Raw genomic sequence first — 18,393 nt, 5'->3', positions numbered from 1 at the left:
CCTGTCGGTGATGCACGGCCCCATGCTTAGCCAAGTGTCACCGATACCGTATGCTGTCGTGCGTCATCGAGCATGGTGATGCGGCGGCTTTCACCCATGGGCTGTCCATCCACAACCAGTCGCGTGACTCCACGGCAGACATGGTTCGGGTTTTCAACCCTGATGGCATAGCGCGCCGTGCGCCATGCAAGCTCCACCTCGAAAGCGGACCAGTCGGCGGGAATGCACGGATCAATGCACAGTTCCGTGCCTTCGACATGAATCCCGAGGATGGTTTCACACCCGACCCGCTGCATCCAGCCTGCCGATCCCGTATACCATGACCACCCGCCGCGTCCCTGATGGGGCGGGCGGGAATAGATATCCGCCGCCACGACATAAGGCTCCAGCAGGTAGGTCCTGGCATCGCGCATCGTCCGCGCATGCGTGATGGGCAGGAGTTCATGGAACAGGCCATGGGCGCGCGTCCCGTCATGCAGGGCCGCCACCGCCATGACGGTCCACAGCGCCGCATGGGTATACTGTCCACCATTTTCGCGGATACCGGGGGGATAACCGCTGATATAGCCCGGATCGGGACCCGCCCCCTCAAACGGTGGCGCAAGCACGAGGACCAGTCCCTGCGGGTGTCCCGTCAGGTGCTGCAGCGCGGACTGCATGGCGTGCGCGGCCCGTTCCGGCGTCGCAACCCCGGACAGCACGCTCCATGACTGCGAAATCGCGTCGATCCGGCATTCCCTGTCAAGGTGCGATCCCAGCGGTGTGCCGTCATCGAAATAGGCACGCAGATACCAGTCCCCGTCCCACGCCGCCTCGAGCGCCTGCGCCAGGGCGTTTGCATGCGCCTGCCACACATCCGCGCGCGCGCCTGCCCCACATTCCCGTGCCAGCGGGATGAACGCCATCAGCGCGGCATGCAGGAACCATCCCAGCCACACACTCTCCCCACGGCCCTTTTCCCCCACCCGGTTCATGCCGTCGTTCCAGTCGCCCGTTCCCATCAGGGGCAACCCATGCGCACCCACAGCCATGCTGTGCTCGAGCGCGCGGGCGCAATGCTCGAAAAGGGACGCGACCTCGGCGGAGACGGCAGGGACCATGAAACGGTCATGCTCGGTTATCGGCAGCGGGGGAGCGTCCAGAAACGGGACCTGTTCCTCCAGTATCGCGCGGTCCCCGGTGGTTCGCACATAATGGGCGACGGTGTAAGCCAGCCATGCGCAGTCATCGGAAATATGGGTACGCACGCCCGCCCCGGTCTGCGGCAGCCACCAGTGCTGCACATCCCCTTCGACAAACTGGCGTGAGGCCGCGCGCAGCAGATGTTCGCGCACCCGTGCGGGAGAGGCCACCGCCAGCGCCATGCCATCCTGCAACTGGTCGCGAAAGCCGAAGGCCCCGCTGGCCTGGTAAAAACCGGCCCGCGCCCGGACCCTGCTGCTCAACGTCTGATAGAGCAGCCAGCCATTGAGCATGATGTCCATTGCGCGGTCCGGCGTCCGGACCTGCATCGAACGGGTCAGCGCCTCCCACCGGGCCATGACCCCGCGCAGGACCGCATCGGGATCGGCCGCGCGATATTTCAACACGAGGGCACGCGCCGTATCCTCGTCCTGTGCCTCGCCCAGCAGGCAGACAGTTTCCACCCGGCCATCGGGCGGCAGGGTGACGAGCGTCTGCAACACCCCGCACGGGTCCAGTCCCGCGCCCAGCGCGCCCGCGACACCATCGGCCCGCGTGAAGGCCGCGGGTGCATCCAGCGTGCCATTGCGGCCCACAAAGGCGCGCCGGTCCCCACATGCGGCGGTCCTGTACCCCCCGATATCCAGAAAGGCGATACGGCGGCCATAGGTCGCATCCCACCGGTTGCACGCAAACAGGGCGCCGGTCTGTGGATCGAGCCATGTGATGACGAACGGTGCGGCATTCCCGCGCGCGGCCCCCAGCACCCATTCCACATAGGCGGTAATGGACAGGGTCCGCGGGCGGGGGGAGAGGTTGTGCAACTGGATGCGGGAAATCTTGACCGGATCGCTCTCCGGCACGTACTGCACCACCGTGCTGGCGATGCCATGCGCCACACGTTCCTGACGGGTATGGCCCCATCCGTGACGGGTGACATAGGTCGCGCCCGCATCCCGCCGGGTCGCGGCGTTCGGACACCACAGGTCATGCGTGTCCTGATCATGGAAATAGAAGATTTCCCCGCCCCGATCAGCCACCGGATCGTTCGACCATGGCGTCAACTGGTGTTCACGGCTGTTGAGCGCCCACGTATATCCCGTCCCCTCGGCGGAGATCTGGCACCCGAAATCATCATTGGCGATGACATTGACCCACGGTGCGGGTGTCGTGCAGCCGGGAGACAGGATGACCTCATATTCCCGGCCGTTCTCGGCAAAGCCGCCGAACCCGTTGAAGAATTCCAGTTCCGGCACAACAGGCCCGCCACGTGCGGCCATATCCGGGCCGGGTGGCGCGGTCCTGCGCGCGACCTGTGTGGCGGCGGGATGTGGCGGCGGCAGGGTTTCCGCATGCCCAAGCTGTTCGGCAAGGGACTGGCGCGCCGACAGCACGACCCGCGCCACCGATACCAGCAGGTCATGCAGGGCGGGGGAGATCAGGTCGGCACGCAATATGCGCACCGAGCCTGCACCTGCTGCCACCCGGCCCGACGCACGCACCATGTCTTCAAGCGAGGCCTGAAGATCCTGGAGGTAGGAAGAGGGATGTTCATTCAGGATCACGATATCCACCGCCAGTTGCTTGAGCCGGAAATATTCCTGTGCCTGCAGCAGGTGACGCACCACGTCGGTATTGGCGTTATCGTGGATCCGCAGCAGCACGATCGGCAGGTCGCCCGAAATGCCCTGCTCCCACAGGGCAGGCTGCGCGCCAGCACCGGCGCGTATGCTCTGCGTGTCGGCGCGCAGGGCAGGCCCTGCATAGATGATGTGTCCCGCAAGGCGCTGGAACAGGTCGGCATCCGCCGGGGTGATGTCCAGGTGGCGCAACTGCACCTGCGCCTGCGTCCATGCCAGCATGCGCACCCGTTCGAACGCGACCGCATCCCGGTGCGTGTCGATCAGGTCCAGCAGTTCCGTGCGTGAGGCGGCGACCAGTGTCCAGAAGGTGATCCGCGTCATCGCACCGGGCTTGATGAGCAGCGTGCTGCGGATGGCAAAGACCGCATCCAGCACGGTCCCCGTGCGTCCCGACATCGTCCCTTCGGGCAGGAGCGCATGCGGCAGGCGCACGCCATGCCCGCGCCCGACAAAGTGCGCCCGGTCCGTTTCCACCTGTACCGGCGTGGCGCAGACCGCCAGATGCGCGGCCCAGATTTCAGGCTCCTCCGGCGTGCGGCGGCGGCGGGTGGCCAGCAGGGCGCGGGATTCCGGCAGGTATTCGGTCTGCACGAACAGCTTGGTGAACGCCGGATGCGCAAGGTCCGCCGCCTGCGCGATCAGCGCAAGTTCGGCATAGGACGTGACCTCGATCTCCAGCGTTTCGCTGCCACCATTGAACAGGGAAACCTGTCTGACCTCCACATCATCCTCGGCCGAGACCATGACCTCCATCATGGTGGTGACATCGCCATCACGGCGCGCGAATTCCGCCCGGTCCTCATGGAACATGACGGCATATTCGTCCGCCCGCACGCCGCAGGGTTGCAGGCCCGCGGACCAGGCCTGCCCGGTGCGTACGTTCCTGAGATAGACATATGATCCCGTATCATCGAGTGTCGGGTCTTCGCGCCAGCGGGTGATGGCCTGCCCCTGCCACCTGCTGTATCCCGATCCCGCCGCGCTCAGCATGACCGTATAGCGCCCGTTCGACAGCAGGTGCGTCACAGGTTGCGGTGTATCGGCGGTGGCATAATACCGTCCGCCGGCCGTGGCCTGCGCATGGGAGGGTGCGGGTGCGGCTTCCTCCGACGGAAGGGCGCGTGCGACCGCGCCGGTGCGTGGCGCGCGTTCCTGCAGCAGCAGTTCGGCCGAGGCAATGGTCGGGTCATCATGGAAACGCGCGCGCATGATGCCGTTCATGACCGTATCCGCGACCGCCAGGATCGACATGCCCTGATGATGGGCCATGTAGGCGCGCACGATCGCCATGCGTTCACGGTCCGGCACGCGCTGCGGTGTATAATCGAGGGATTCGTAAAACCCGTAACGCCCCTGTGCCCCCAGCCTGTCGAGGGCCGAAAGGTTGGCGACCGCCTTTTGCGGGTCAACCATGGCCGCCAGCATCGTGGCATAAGGCGCAACGACGGTGTCATTCCCCAGACCGCGTTTCAGCCCCAGGCCGGGCACGCCGAAATTCGAATACTGGTAGGTATATTCAAGATCGCGCACATTATAGGCGGATTCGGAAATGCCCCATGGAATGCCGCGCCCCTGCCCATAGGCGATCTGGCACTGCACGACCAGCCTGTTGGTCTGTTCCAGCAGGCTTCCGATAGGCGCGCGCATGACCAGCGACGGCATGAGGTATTCGAACATCGACCCCGACCATGACACCAGCGCCGCACCATTGCCGACGGGGGTGATGGCACGGCCAAGGCGGAACCAGTTGCGCGCCGGCATGTCCCCCTTGGCGATGGCGAAGAAAACCGCCAGCCGTGCCTCCGACGCCAGCAGGTCGTAACAGTTGCTGTCCTGCGCCTCCTCCGACACCACGAAACCGATCGAAAGCAGCTTGCGCGATTCATTGCACAGAAACCCGAACTCCATGTCCTGCGCCATGCCGCGCGCCGTATGCTCCAGCGCTTCAAGCCGCGCGTCCAGGGCATTGCCCCCATCCGGCGCCATGTCCCGCATGTGGCTCTCGAGGCTCCGCAGCGCCGCACCGGCCCAGAACCCCGGATCGGCACGCCATCCGGCCGCCGTATCGTCAGGCCCGCGCCCGGTACCCACCGCCAGTTCGCTGACAACACGCGCCCGTGACTGCAACACCGCAAGCTGCGCGGCCGAGGGGACCTGTGGGGCGGACAGGATCGCGGTCTTCAGCCCCGCAAGCGCACGCAGCAGGCGTCTTTGCCCGAGGGAGAGGGACAGGCGTGCGCCATCGCGAAACGTCAGGTCCGTAATGGCGATGTTGAGCGCATCGGCAACCCCTTCGCGCCATGATGCGCAAGGGCCGCCGCGATCACGACGCCACATGCGGCACGTGCTGGCCAACGCCACCAGATGACCCGCCATGTTGCCGCTATCCACGGTGGAGATGTAGGCAGGCTCCAGCAGCGTGAGGTCGGACGTGTCATACCAGTTGTAGAAATGCCCGCGATAGCGCGGCATGGAAGCCAGCGTGACGAATGTCGCCTCCACCCGGTCAAGGGTATCGGCAAGACCCGCCCACCCGAAATCGCGCGCACTGATGCAGCACAGCAGGTACAGCCCGATGTTTGTGGGGGACGTGCGATGCGCCAGAATGGCATCCGGGTCCTCCTGAAAATTGTCCGGCGGCAGCATATGGTCCGCCGGGGTCACGAATGTTTCGAAAAACCGCCACGTCCGCCGCGCGGTCATCCGCAAGGAGCGGATATCCGTACGCGACGGACGCGACCGCGCCGCCGTGACGGGAAACCTGCTGACCCACATCGCAACAACGGGCGAGGCCCCCCACACGACCGCAAGTGGCAAGGCGACAAACAGGCTCCACGCTGCAAAGCGTGTAACCATGTCCACCATGAAAAGGCAGAGCAGCGGGGCCGAAAGCATGCGGCGGTAATAGACCGCAACGCCCGGACGCGCGGTGGGAAGGGTCTGCGCCGCGGGCACCCATTGCAGCAGGTTGCGGTGGGTCACGCAGACCCGGATCAGGGTCCGCACGATCGCATCCCCCATCAGGTAGGCAAGATGTGCGGCAAACGTGATGTTGAGCAGCACGACAACCAGCGCGTCGCGACTGTCGGCCAGCAGGACGCTGCCGTAACTGCGCAGTGTGATCCATTCACGACGGGGGACAAAATCCGCAAGGACAGGCAGGAAAACCGGCAACGCCATCATCGCCAGGATGAACAGGGTCCAGATGGCGGCGAGAGGAAGCGGCAGGAACCAGCAGGCAAAAAACGCCAGCAGCACAAGCGGCGCACCCAGGGTCCGCCGCAGGTTGTCCGCCATTTTCCACCGCGCGATCCCCGACAGCCTGCGGCGCGGGTCCGTATGGCCGCCAAAGCCGGAAAAAATCCACGGCAGCAACTGCCAGTCCCCGCGCGTCCAGCGATGCAGCCTCTGTACCGCGACAAGGTAGTCGGTGGGGGAGTCCTCCACCACCTCGATGTCGGAGGCAAGGCCCGCACGGGCAAAAATCCCCTCGAACAGGTCATGGCTCAGCAGGGTGGAGTCCGGGACACGATGCGCAAGTGCCGCCTCGAACGCGTCGATGTCGTAAATCCCCTTGCCTGCATAGGATCCTTCGCCAAACATGTCCTGATACAGGTCGGACACCGCGGCGGAATAGGCGTCGATGCCACTGGCGCTGGAGAAGGCGCGCTGGAAGATCGTGCTCTTGTGGCCGACCGGCAGCGCGGGCGTGACCCGTGGCTGCAGGATGGCGTATCCTTCACACACGCGCGCGGTGACGGGGTCGAAACGCGGCAGGTTCAGCGGATGCGCCATCTTGCCCACCAGTCTGCGCACCGTCTCAAGCGGCAGGCGGGTATCGGCATCAAGGGTGATGACATAACGGACGTCATCGGGCAGCACCCGCGCCGGGTCGGGCAGGAACGTGGTGTTGCGCCCACCGCGCAGCAGCAGGTTGAGTTCATGCAGCTTGCCACGCTTGCGCTCCCATCCCATCCAGATACGCTCGCTGTTGCACCAGACGCGCCTGCGATGCAGCAGCATGAAGCGCGGGCCACCTGATGCCGCGCCATGACGCCGGTTGAGGCGGTCGATCCCCTGTGCCGCAAGCGCAAGCAGCGCGTCGTCATCCGGTGCATGCGCGCTGTCATGGTCGCGCCAGTCGCTGAGCAGGGCGAAATGCACCGCATCGTCCCGCGTCGCGAGGTAATGCACCTCCAGCCGTGCGACGAGTTCCGCGACGGTTTCCTCCGTCACCAGCATGACCGGCATGACAACCATCGTACGCAGGTGCTGCGGGATGCCCTCGCTCAGATCCAGTCCCGGTAGCGCCATCACCCGGATCGCCTGCAGCGCAAGGCGGTTGATGCAGGCCACGGCGGCGTCGGTCGTCGGCACGAAGGCAATGAACGCCACAACCATGACCCATGGCATCGCTGTATCCACGGATGATGAAAACCAGACCGGAACGGCCAGGAACAACAGCGCAAGGAGCGTGACCGCGCCACTATATCCCGCGATCCCCCACCGGCATCCCCCGCGCACCATCCGCATGAATGGCGTGGGCCTGAACCCCAGCACCTGTTCCAGTATCTGGCGCCCGTCCATCAGCAGGTAATATCCCGGATCCCCGCGCCGGGGATCATCCGGATGGTCCTGTCGCGCCGTACGGGCAAGCGAGACGGCGGCCTGCGCTATGTCCATCTCCGTACGGGCGCATCCACGGGCCAGTTCCTCTATCGCCTTGCGATAAAGGTCGCGACTGGCGAAATCCGCCTGTGTGAAGCTGTCATATCCGGCGAATACCCGGTCCACCAGGCAGATCCGCTCGAACGCCTCGGTCCAGTCCAGGCCCGCGATCAGGCGCAGGCTGGTGATGATGTTGCGGATCGTGGCGTTGAAGGCCCCCTGTTCATGCAGGTCGTCACGCACGGCGGCGTCAATCGTGCTGCCCCTGTCGGACAGGCGCTGTTCCAGCCAGACAAAGGCGGCATCCTTTTCCGGGTCCAGTCCACGCAGGCAATGGGCCATCTGCGCGCTGAAGGCAGGCGTCAGCATGGCAGGATCGACCGAGGCGAGGAGGCTGGACAGGGCCGGGTGGCCATCCTTACGCGCCTGCGCCATCTGTTCCGCCAGCAGGTCGGCGGCGCGGCGGTCGGCATTGTTGTGCATGATGGCCTGGACCACGCGCCGCAGGTTTTCAATCAGCACAATGCGCAGCGTAATGGGAACGGCCCATAATTCGCCGATCGTCAGCGCCTCCACCTCCTGATAGGCGAGGAGATAGCCACGCAGGACATCAGGCTGCAGGTTGCTGTCGGTATGGGCGACATAGGCCCACGCCACGGCGAAGATCCGTGGCAGTCCCGCAAATGGCCCGTTGGCAAGCTTGGGCAGGCGCGCATAATATCCCGGCGGCAGGTCCAGCGTGATTTCACGGATCTGCATGTCCACCAGGGCATAATTGTCCGCCAGCCATTGTGCCGCGGGGGTCAGTTGCTGTTCCTGCGTGATGGCCTTTGCGATCCGGCGCTCCGCATCGCGCAGGAAGGCGCTGTTGCGGGCAAGGCGATGTGACAGGGGTTGCAGGCCCCATCGATGCGTGCGCCGCGACAGGGGGACGACAGACTGCGCCCTGGCCAGGCTCCGCGCATGTTCCTCCAGCCGTTCGGCGCCAAAAATCTCGCTTCGGACCGGAAAGGAGTCCGCCTCCCACGCCTGCGATGGATCATGGCGGGAGATGCGTCGCAGGAAACCTGACCATACGGACGCCGCCGCAGGGGAGGGAGCCGACGTCGATGCCGGATGCGCGTCCATGGCCTGCCCCACTCTGAAAGGGATGGAATCGAAAAACCCTTTTATGGTCAGTCTATTTCCTGAAAAGAATTTTCCTTGGCGCTGGCCTGCCTTGCCCGGATATCTTCTGCAGGAGCACGGAGTCCTCCGCGGACAGCGCAGGGTTCAGGGGCGGTGGTGCCGGCCTGCGCGCCCTCTGTGGATTTTTTGCAGGCGGTTCAGGCGTTTTCGAAGATCCCATGGCTGGCCTCCCGTGGGCAGGGGATGTGTCAACGATGCAGGTCATGTGTTCGCATAATTGCCGGACATGGCATGATCGTTTGGAATGCGGGCAGACAACGCGCCATATCGCCGTCTGTTGCATGGGCATCTTTTCGCACACGGCCTGTCCCATGCGGATCCCATGTGGACAGGGCAGTTTCATGCATGGGTCCACGACACAAAAAACGCCGCCTTTTGAAAAAGGCGGCGTCCGGAAGCCTCCGTTCCCCTTGATGCGATCCCCGCCCATGACAGTTCCCGCCGCAGGGGACAGGCATTCACGCTGCCTGCACAGGCGGGGCAAGCCGGCCCGGATTGGCCCGCCAGTCGCGCAGGGCTTCCTCGCAATAGGGAAGGACCTCGAACACGGCCATCGCGGTCAGTGCGCCTGCGGCATATGGCAGGCCAAGCGGGTCACGTTTCAGGCGCGGCGGCACGGGCCGCATGACCCTGCGCCCCAGCAGCGCCTGCAACTGCGGCCAGTGCAGCACGGAAATCATCGCCACCGCCAGCAGCGGAATCATCTCCAGAAAGCTGTGCACATGCTGTTCGACAGGCTGCACCTCACGTCGTGTCACGGCATAACTGACGTCCCACATCGCGGTTGCTTCGTGCACGAAGAAGGAGGCGATCATCAGCGACAGCACCGGCACGTCAATTTCCATGAACAGTCCCGCCAGCACCGGGACCGCAGCCTCCCCAAGCATCAGCAGGTGAAGTCCCGTCTCCTTCAGGCCGGTCGTATGTTCGATGTCCGTCCGGCGATGGCACCACCAGTCCGTAAGTCCGGATACCAGCCATAACGGGATGACGAAATACTGCAGCACCTTGCGCACGACACGGCGCGTCTCATCCGTTTCGGGGGGCGTTTCCTCCGCCACGGACTGACTGGCCGTGGCCGCCTCCGTGCCGTCGGGTGGCGCCCGGCGCCCGCGCCACCATGCCACGACACCCGCGCCAAGCGTAACGCCCGCCGCCGCCAGCATGCCAAGTGCGTAATATCCGAGGAATGTGCGATTGTCCTTCATGCGACACGCCCCTGCTGCACAGAAGCAGGGGCAGAGGCATACAGCGCCACGATGGCGGGACAGAAAACCTTGAGATCACCCGGATTGCGTGACGTGACCAGCATGCCATCGGTGACGACAGGGCGATCCACCCAGTGCCCGCCCGCATTCGTCAGGTCCGCGCGCAGGGACGGCCAGGAGGTCAGGGTATGGCCACTTACGCCCTGCGCATCAATCAGGGTCCATGGCCCATGGCAGATGGCGGCGATCGGCTTTCCGGCCTGCACGAATTCCCCCACGAACCGCACGGCCTCGCGATCCATGCGCAGGTGGTCGGGACTGGTGGTGCCACCGGGCAGGAGCAGTCCGTCGAATTCCGCGGCATGCGCGGCGCTGACCTGCATATCGACGTGATAGCGGTTGGTGGGATGGACATCGGCTTCCATCGCCTGGATTTCCCCACGCACCGGGGAGACGAGGATCGTCCGTGCGCCCGCCTGGCGCAGGGCCGCGGCAGGATCGGTCAGTTCGACTTCCTCCACCCCGTCGGTCGCAAGGATCGCAATCGTCCGTCCGGCAAGGCTGCCGCCATTGCGCCGCATGGCCTGGTCGGGGGCAGGGGAGGGCACCTGTTCGGAATGGGCCTGCGAAGGAACATTTCGGGTTATCATGGTCGTTCTCCGTCTGCGATGAGCAGGGGATGCCGACAGGAATCTGGCCTGATGGACCGGCACCCTGTCAGGGGTCAACGGCCCCCGGCGGGTCAGGTTCCAAAATCATGTTGCCGCAAAGCCCGTTTGACGAAATCGAGGAAGAAGCGCATGCGCGGCGGCAGGTGCGTGCGCGAGGGATAGACCGCGCACAGCACGACATCCTCCCACGCATAGGCACTGAGACATTCGATCAGTCGCCCACATTTCAGGTCATCGGCGATATCCCACAGCACCTTCAGCGCAATGCCCTGTCCGTTGACGGCCCAGTCATGGACAACCTCGCTGCTTGACGCCGCAAGATGCGGGGTGACGTGGATTTCCTTGCGCGTCTTGCCGTCGTAATACGCCCATTCATTGAAGATGCGCTGCCGGCGCAGCAGGCAGATGCAGTCATGACGGAGGAGGTCGTGCGGCGTGGCGGGAAGGCCCTTGCGCGCGGAATAGGACGGCGCGGCGCAGACCACGCGGCGACTGCTGATCAATGTGGTGGTCATGACGCCCTGGTCGGGGGGCATGCCCGCGCGTATCGCGATGTCCAGTCCGTCGTCAATCACGTCAAGCCCCGCATCCGACAGCGTCAGGTGCACGGTGACATCAGGATATTTTTCCACGAACGCCGCCACGATACCCGCCAGCATCTTGCGCCCGAGTTCGGAGGGGACCCCGACCCGCAGCAGGCCGTGGGGAATCCCGGCCTTTGCCGTGACCTCGGCCTCGGCCTCCTCGATCTCATGCATGATGCGCGTGGCGCGTTCATGCAGCCTCTGCCCCTCCGCCGTCAGGGCGAAGTGACGCGAGGTGCGCGTGACAAGGCGGGTGCCAAGACGCGCCTCGAACCCGCTCAGCCTGCGGCTCATCGCGGCGGGGGACATGCCCATGACACGCGCACAGCCGGCGATGCTGCCTGCGGCGGCCAGGATGCAGAAGAATCTGAGGTCGCTGATTTCGTCGGGCACGCGCCCTCCATGATTGCGTGTGGCGTACGGTTGCCGTGCATGCACGTGCTCTACACGGGATTGTGCAGATGGGTATTGTGCGCACTGTTTCCCCTGATCGCAACATCGAGTTCCCATGCCTGCTTCCGCGCAACCGTCTCCCGTTCCACCTCGCAAGATTGGCCTGAATGGACGTGACCTTCTGGAATGTCCTGTCCTGAACAAGGATAATGCCTTCGATGCGCGGGAACGAGACCTGTTCGGGCTGCATGGCTTGCTGCCACATCATGTTGCGACACTGGAACAGCAGATCGCCCGCGCCACGCGGCGTCTGGCGGCCCTGCCGGACAATTTTTCGCGCCATGTTGCGCTGCGTGAAATCCAGGACCGCAACGAAACCCTTTTCCATGCCATCGTTGCGCAGTCGCTCGATGAGTACCTGCCCATCATCTATACCCCGTGCATCGGCCGGGCATGCCAGCAGTTCAGCCAGATATGGACCCGCCCGCGCGGACTGTTCCTGAGTTACGAAGACCGGGGACGGATTGCGGAAATCCTGTCCGACGCACGCTGGGATGATGTGCGCGTCATCGTGGCCAGCGACGGTGGCAGCATCCTGGGAATTGGCGATCAGGGTGCGAACGGGATGGGCATCCCGATTGGCAAGCTTGCGCTCTATACCGCCTGTGGGGGGCTGGACCCGGCCTGCGCGCTTCCGGTCCTGCTTGATGTCGGCACGGATAACGAAGCGCTGCTCCGTGACCCGGATTACATCGGGTGGCGCCATCGCCGCGTGCGCGGGGCGGAATATGATGCGTTCATCGCGGAATTCGTCACGGCGGTGGAGGCGCGCTGGCCGCGGATCGCCCTGCATTGGGAAGATCTGGCGGGGGAGGACGCGCTGCGTATCCTCGACCTCTATCGCGGGCGGATGTGCACCTATAACGACGATATCCAGGGAACGGCCGGGGTGACGGCGGGCGCACTGCTCGCCGCGATCCGGGCGGGGGCCGCGCCACTTGCGCAGCAGCGGATCGTCATCTTCGGTGCTGGCGGCGCGGGTTGCGGCATCGCCGACCTCCTGTCACGCATGATGGTGGCCGAAGGCATGGACATGCAGGAGGCGCGCAGCCGGTTTTTCATGATCGACGTGGGGGGACTGGTCCGCCATGGCATGGCCGGGATCACGCAGGGGCAGGAACCCTTTGCCCAGCCACACGACATCGCCGCGACATGGACCGTGCGTGACCCCGCGCATGTTTCACTGTCCGAGGTGATGGCACATGTCCAGCCAACGATGCTGATCGGCACATCGGGGCAGGGAGGGGCCTTCACCCGTGAAATCATCGCCCCCATGGCACAGCGGCCGCAGCGGCCCGTGATTTTTGCCCTGTCGAACCCGACCGCCAATATCGAAGCCACACCTGCGGACCTGCTGGAATGGACCGATGGCCGCGCCATCATCGGCACGGGCGGTCCGTTTGCGCCGGTGGTTTTTGATGGGCGCAAACGTCCTGTGGACCAGATCAACAATTCCTATGTTTTCCCCGGTGTGGGGCTTGCCGTGGTGGCGGGCGGCATCACCCGCATGACCGATGGCATGTTCCTTGCCGCGGCACGGGCGCTGGCGGAACTGTCGCCGGCGGCAGCAGCGCGGGACGTGGCATCCGCCGCGCTGCTGCCACCGGTCTCCGACCTGCCCCGGGCCGCGATTGCCGTGGCCCGTGCCGTCATCCGGCAGGGACAGGCGGAAGGTGTTGCCCCCCCGGCCACGCCGGAGGCGATCGAGGATGCGCTGGAACAGGCGATATGGACCGCACGCTATCGCCCCTATGCAAAGGCGGGCAACTGAAGGCGGCCAGCCTGACATGGCGGTATTGTGCCGTCGGTGCGTATAGCTGCTGATGCCATTTCCGAATTCTGTAACTGCGGTCCTGCCGGGCATTGCGTGGCGGAAATGCCGCGACATGCTGCGCTGGCTGTACTGCCCATCGTCGCAGGCCGTCGGTTTTGCCGCGCGCAATACGCTTGCATCGCTGATTGCGCTGGCTGCTGCGCTGTGGATGGAACTCGACAGTCCCCAGTGGGCGGTCGCCACCGTATGGTCCGTGGCACAGGTGCGTCGCGGCGAAAGCATGTCGAAGGCACGGTGGCGGATTGTCGGCACCATGGTCGGGGCGATTGCCGCCGTGGCGTTCATCGCCGCCTTCCCGCAGCAGGCATGGCTGTTCTTCCCGGCCGTTGCGGCCTGGATCGGGCTGTGCAGTTTCCTTGCGACATTCAGCGTGAACTTCCGGTCCTATGCCTTTGTGCTGGCCGGGTATACCTGCTCCATCATCGCCGTGGCCGCCGCGTCACAGCCGGACAACGTGTTCTTCATTGCGGTATCGCGGGCGACCTACATCGTGCTGGGCGTGGTGTGCGAAGCCGCCATGGCGTTGCTGTTCGCGCACAACCTGGCGTCGCGCGCACGGGCCACGATGCTGACCCGTGTCGAGGACGTCCTGCACCGCCTTGCCTCCCTTCTGCGTGAAATCGTCCTGCATGACCGCGACACACTGGCGCATGCGGGCGAGTTTTCGAACATGATGGTGTCCGTCCATCACGGCATCGAATTCCCGGCCATCGAAATGGGGCGACATTCGCATGCGGGCGACCATGCGCGTGCGGTGTTCGCCAATATCTCGATCATGGTCACGCGACTGGTGGGGCTGTCGGGCAGTACGGAGCGCGCGGAACTGAGCCGGGACCCGCTGCTCCTTGAAACGCGGGGCAGGCTGCTGCAACTGTGCGACCGACTGGTTTCGTGCCGCCTTCAGCGCGACATGCTGGAAACCCTGCATGGGCATGTGACGCACCTGCGCGCGGTGTTTCAGGACCGTGCCCGGCATGAAACGGACGAGACACGGCGGATCACGCATGGCGTGCTGGATGCCGCGATGACGGATCTTGCAACGGCAATCGGGCACTGCCAGGCCATTTTCACGCCACCGCCACATGACCGTTTCCGCTTTCGCCTGCCCGGACATCGCGACCTGCGGCTTGCTTTCCATAACGGCTTGCGCGGGGCCATCGCCATCCTGGGGGCTGGCCTGATCTACGAAGTGACGGCATGGCCGGGGGGAATGGGGTTCATTGCGATCACGACGCTGGTCTGCGGGCTGTTCGCCACCCGTGAAAACCCGGTTGTCGGAACCGTGCGGTTCCTGTCGGGCGCGGTGTGGTCCGCCGTTGCCGCAGGATGCCTCGACCTGTGGATCGTGCCTTACCTCAGTGATTATGAGGAACTTGCCTTTGTCCTTGGCATCTTCCTGTTCGTGGGCGGCCTGGCCAAATACAATCCCGGCACGGCGGGTGCGGCAGCGGCCTATGGATTGCTGATGCCAAACCTGCTGATGCCCGGAAACCAGTTGCGCGTTGACGAAGTTACCTTTCTGAACACGGCCCTGCATACCGTCCTTGCCGTCGGGTTGAGCGTGCTGGTGTTCCGTCTGGTGCTTCCCTTTGACGCCCGCGACGAACGCATGCGTTACGGGGCCCATATCCGCACCGAACTGCGCGGATTGTGCATCGTGCCCCTGCCGCCATCTCCCCAATGGTGGATCGGGAGCAGTGTGGACCGGATCGGACGTCTGGTGCGGCATGCGGCACAGGCAGGCGATCGCACTGCAACGGGGGATATCCGCCAGACATTGCTGCTGTCTGCGGTCGGGCTCAATATCCTGCTGCTGCGGCAACTGAAACGCCAGCAACGTCACGAGGCGTCGCGGACCCTGAGCCAGTTGATGCGGGCGCTGGCGCGATATCGACCGGTCAGTCGGCGGGGGATCGCGCTGGTTTCCGTGACGCGGCGGCGGGTGCTGCTCATGCTGCGGCAGGAACCGGAGAATATGTGGCTGCTACGTATCCTTGGCTGCCTTGACGGCATTGGCCGCACGGCGGCCACCTGCCTGGCGCAGAGCAGTGCTGTCCGGAAATGATGGGAAGTGCCCTGCAGGCTGCCGCCGGGAACTCTAGACATTTACCGCGCGTTAGCACGTCCTTTGCCATCAGTAATGACCGCGAAGGAGCATCGTCCCATAACAGGAATTACAAATATATCTTCCAATATGGGGCGTGTATGGGCAACAGGATGTAAAAATACCGATGAAATGTGCCCGTAACCGGATATTTTCTGTGCAGATATTCCATGCACGTCCAAATGGAAACCGGGCTTCTGGTCTTTTGCGATAAAATCGCGCCAAGGACATGAAGCATGTTTCATTTGCATATCTGATATATAAATATATAATAACGTCCGTGAAAATCAAAAACAAGAGAACGGCATGGATCAACTTCTTCATCTTTGTGCGGACGTCTTCCTGTTCGTTTTTATTCCTTCCGTCTTATGGCGCCTGTCGCGCAGAACCATACCGATTGTCGTCATTCCCATCTTGCTGGGAATCGCCATTGCGGTCACGAAATATCCCGTGGAGGCATGGGGCATTCCCTCCCAATATGGGGAGGATATTGGCTGGCTTGCCGTTCTGGTTCTGGCCTTTACCGCCGGACTGGACATGTGGCAGTTCTCTGACGGATCAGACCCGAACCAGAATTTTACGGGACCTTCCATGGGACGCCTGCTCGGCAGCGCACTGGTCGCATTGGGCGTGCCGTTCTGTATCGGATCCGCGCTGATCTATTTCTATTTCCTGCCGCTTCATGGCTGGGAAACCCCGCATGGCAGCCCGGTTATCGGGGCAATGTCCATCGGACTCTGCCTCGCCGTCAGTGCATTGCCGGTGCTGATCGGGGTGGTGCGGGAACTCACCCCCGCCGAACGTCCGATGGGGCAACTGGCGCTGCGACTGGCTGTTGTTGACGATGCCGCATTATGGATCGGGCTGGCCTGCCTGGAATTTGCCGCCGAAGGGCCTGCCGCATTCCATGGGTGGCACATCACGCAGTTCGTCGCCGTTGCCCTGCTGGGTGCGCTGGCCCTGCTCAGCAGCGCCGCCGCATACCGCATGCCGCATCCCCCGATGTGGGTCATATGGATGGCCGTTCCCCTGTGGCTTGCAGGGGGGGCGTGGGCAAGCATGCAGATCGGCCTGCATGAACTGATCGGGGCCTATTTCGCAGGGGCTGTGATGCCGCCGAAATGGGTGCGCCGCCTGCCGGTGGAACAGGTGGGAACATTCGCCCTGATCTGGCTTGCACCGCTGTTCTTCGGCCATAGCGGGATGCACATCAACGGGGAGGCGCTGACCTGGCCGTCGGTTATCGCATCGTTCCTGCTGGTGGTCATTTCCATCACGACCAAGATGGGAGCCGTCGTCCTTTATCCGCCATCCCCCGACATGTCACGCCGCCAGGCGCTGGGAATGGGGACATTGCTGCAGTGCAAGGGGCTGATGGAAATCGTCGCCGCCACAATCCTGCACAGCAAGGGAATGATCTCCGAATTCGCCTATGCGTCGCTGATGGTCCTTGCGGTCACGTCCACGACGCTGACGGGGCCGATGTTCCGGCTGGTGACGAAACGGAAGCCGGCGGCATAGGCACCTGTCCCCAGGCAGACCTGGCAAGGAGGTCTGCGCGCACCAGCACCCCTGCCGCCGCAGCCACGGCAGGGAAAGGCTTGCCAGACCGTTGCGCGATATCGAGCAGTGAATGATCGCCATCCGCAAGATTGAGGACCCATAACAGCGTCATCTGGTCAAAGGCGGAATGTGGGTCCTTTTCATCGCCGCCGCCAATGGTCTTGTAAAGTCCCCGGCGGCCCAGTTGCGGCTCTCCATAGGGGCAGAGGCTGCGGGGATGGAAATCCTGCTCCATCATCGTGACAAGGTCCATGATGAAGCCAAATGACGCATACAGTCCCGCAGGCGTGACGAAATCCAGATTGTCGGCGGAGGTATGATACTGCGCAAACTGCCCGTTGGGAGAACGCATCAGGCAACCGACAGGCAGGTTGAACCCCGGTGAGCAATATTGCCGCTCATCATACCCGTAAGGTTCGAACGGCACGACTTTCCCACCCCAGCGTGTCTGCACAAGGTATTCGGCATAGCGGTCTATCGCCGCATTTCCCCGGCGGGACTGCTTGTAAGTCGGCAGTCCGTCATCGCCAAGGCAACTCATGACCAGGCCATGGCGGATATGGCGTATCCTGTCACGGTTCCGCGCCAGCCATGTGATTGAGCCAATGGTGCCGGGGATAAAGACAAAACGATAGGACAGGCGACGATCCGGCCTTTTCTGCAGGGTCCGGATCACCTCGATCGCAATTGCGATCGAGGACGCATTGTCATTGGCCAGCGCGGGATGGCAGCAGTGAATGGAAAACAGGACTTCGCCCGCCTCATTTCCTGATTCCATGGTCGCCGGGACCAGAACTTCGCCATAACTCAGTCGGCCGGGCCCAAGTTCGGTCCTGATTTCCACATCATATTCATCATCCGTCAGTTGTGAATATTGATGGGCGGACAGGCAGAATCCCCAATCCTTCCTGTAATAGGAGGTTCGATACGGGATAAGGTCCGGCTGATCCGGAAGCCAGTGCAGGTGCTTTTCCAGTTCTCCGCGCGATACGCGGGCACGTATGGGAATACTGTATTGCACCAGATGGAGATTACACCGCGCCCAGTCAATCATTACCTCGCCCGTCGTGCGGCGGATCGTGGCACCATAGGCGTTCCATTCATCCGGCACGGTCCAGTCCAGAACCTCGGTGCCGGAATCCACATGGGAGATGGAGAAGCCTTCCGTCCTTTGCGAGATGTATTCAAGTGTCTGCCGTATCCCTTTTCCCGTTATGCTGCGGAAAATAGGGAATATATTCTTGACATGCTCATGAAGTATCTCAGGGCTTGTCATCATCTTGATGATATACCTT

The 18,393-nt window shown here is 63.5% G+C and carries 8 protein-coding genes; 3 read left to right on the top strand and 5 right to left on the bottom strand.

Features of this window, described 5'->3' with window-relative positions; genetic code table 11:
- Positions 1 to 26: 26 nt before the first annotated feature.
- The 4 genes from HNH97_RS00355 to HNH97_RS00340 form a co-directional block, all read right to left on the bottom strand.
- The gene (locus HNH97_RS00355; protein ID WP_171789437.1) at positions 27 to 8,621 is read right to left on the bottom strand and encodes a GH36-type glycosyl hydrolase domain-containing protein; all 8,595 of its coding nucleotides are present in this window, start codon (positions 8,619 to 8,621) and stop codon (positions 27 to 29) included.
- Positions 8,622 to 9,139: 518 nt separating this feature from the next.
- On the bottom strand, positions 9,140 to 9,889 hold the full coding sequence (locus HNH97_RS00350; protein ID WP_171789436.1) for a hypothetical protein: 750 nt from the start codon (positions 9,887 to 9,889) through the stop codon (positions 9,140 to 9,142).
- Positions 9,886 to 10,470, bottom strand: coding sequence for a type 1 glutamine amidotransferase domain-containing protein (locus HNH97_RS00345; protein ID WP_171789613.1), 585 nt, complete (start codon positions 10,468 to 10,470; stop codon positions 9,886 to 9,888). The genes HNH97_RS00350 and HNH97_RS00345 overlap by 4 nt, the downstream gene beginning before the upstream one ends.
- A gap of 161 nt (positions 10,471 to 10,631) precedes the next feature.
- A complete protein-coding gene (locus HNH97_RS00340) occupies positions 10,632 to 11,537 on the bottom strand; it encodes a LysR family transcriptional regulator (protein ID WP_171789435.1) in 906 nt (301 codons plus the stop codon).
- 115 nt (positions 11,538 to 11,652) lie between these two features.
- Between HNH97_RS00340 and HNH97_RS00335 the strand changes: the two genes are divergently transcribed.
- The 3 genes from HNH97_RS00335 (at position 11,653) to HNH97_RS00325 (ending at position 17,056) form a co-directional block, all read left to right on the top strand.
- Entirely contained in the window at positions 11,653 to 13,368 is a 1,716-nt protein-coding gene (locus tag HNH97_RS00335) for an NAD-dependent malic enzyme (RefSeq protein WP_171789434.1), read from the top strand.
- Positions 13,369 to 13,483: 115 nt separating this feature from the next.
- On the top strand, positions 13,484 to 15,496 hold the full coding sequence (locus HNH97_RS00330; protein WP_244949154.1) for an FUSC family protein: 2,013 nt from the start codon (positions 13,484 to 13,486) through the stop codon (positions 15,494 to 15,496).
- 345 nt (positions 15,497 to 15,841) lie between these two features.
- Complete coding sequence (locus tag HNH97_RS00325; protein ID WP_171789432.1) at positions 15,842 to 17,056, top strand: cation:proton antiporter; 1,215 nt, start codon at positions 15,842 to 15,844, stop codon at positions 17,054 to 17,056.
- On the opposite strand, the gene HNH97_RS00320 is transcribed toward HNH97_RS00325, so the two are convergent.
- Entirely contained in the window at positions 16,992 to 18,374 is a 1,383-nt protein-coding gene (locus HNH97_RS00320; protein WP_171789612.1) for a DUF4910 domain-containing protein, read from the bottom strand. The two genes, HNH97_RS00325 and HNH97_RS00320, sit on opposite strands and share 65 nt — an antisense overlap.
- Positions 18,375 to 18,393 lie beyond the last annotated feature (19 nt).

The sequence above is a fragment of the Gluconacetobacter entanii genome, from assembly GCF_013155425.1.
Lineage (GTDB): Bacteria > Pseudomonadota > Alphaproteobacteria > Acetobacterales > Acetobacteraceae > Novacetimonas > Novacetimonas entanii.
Note: the sequence above shows the minus strand (reverse complement) of the source record. Positions and strands in the feature narration are given on the sequence as shown.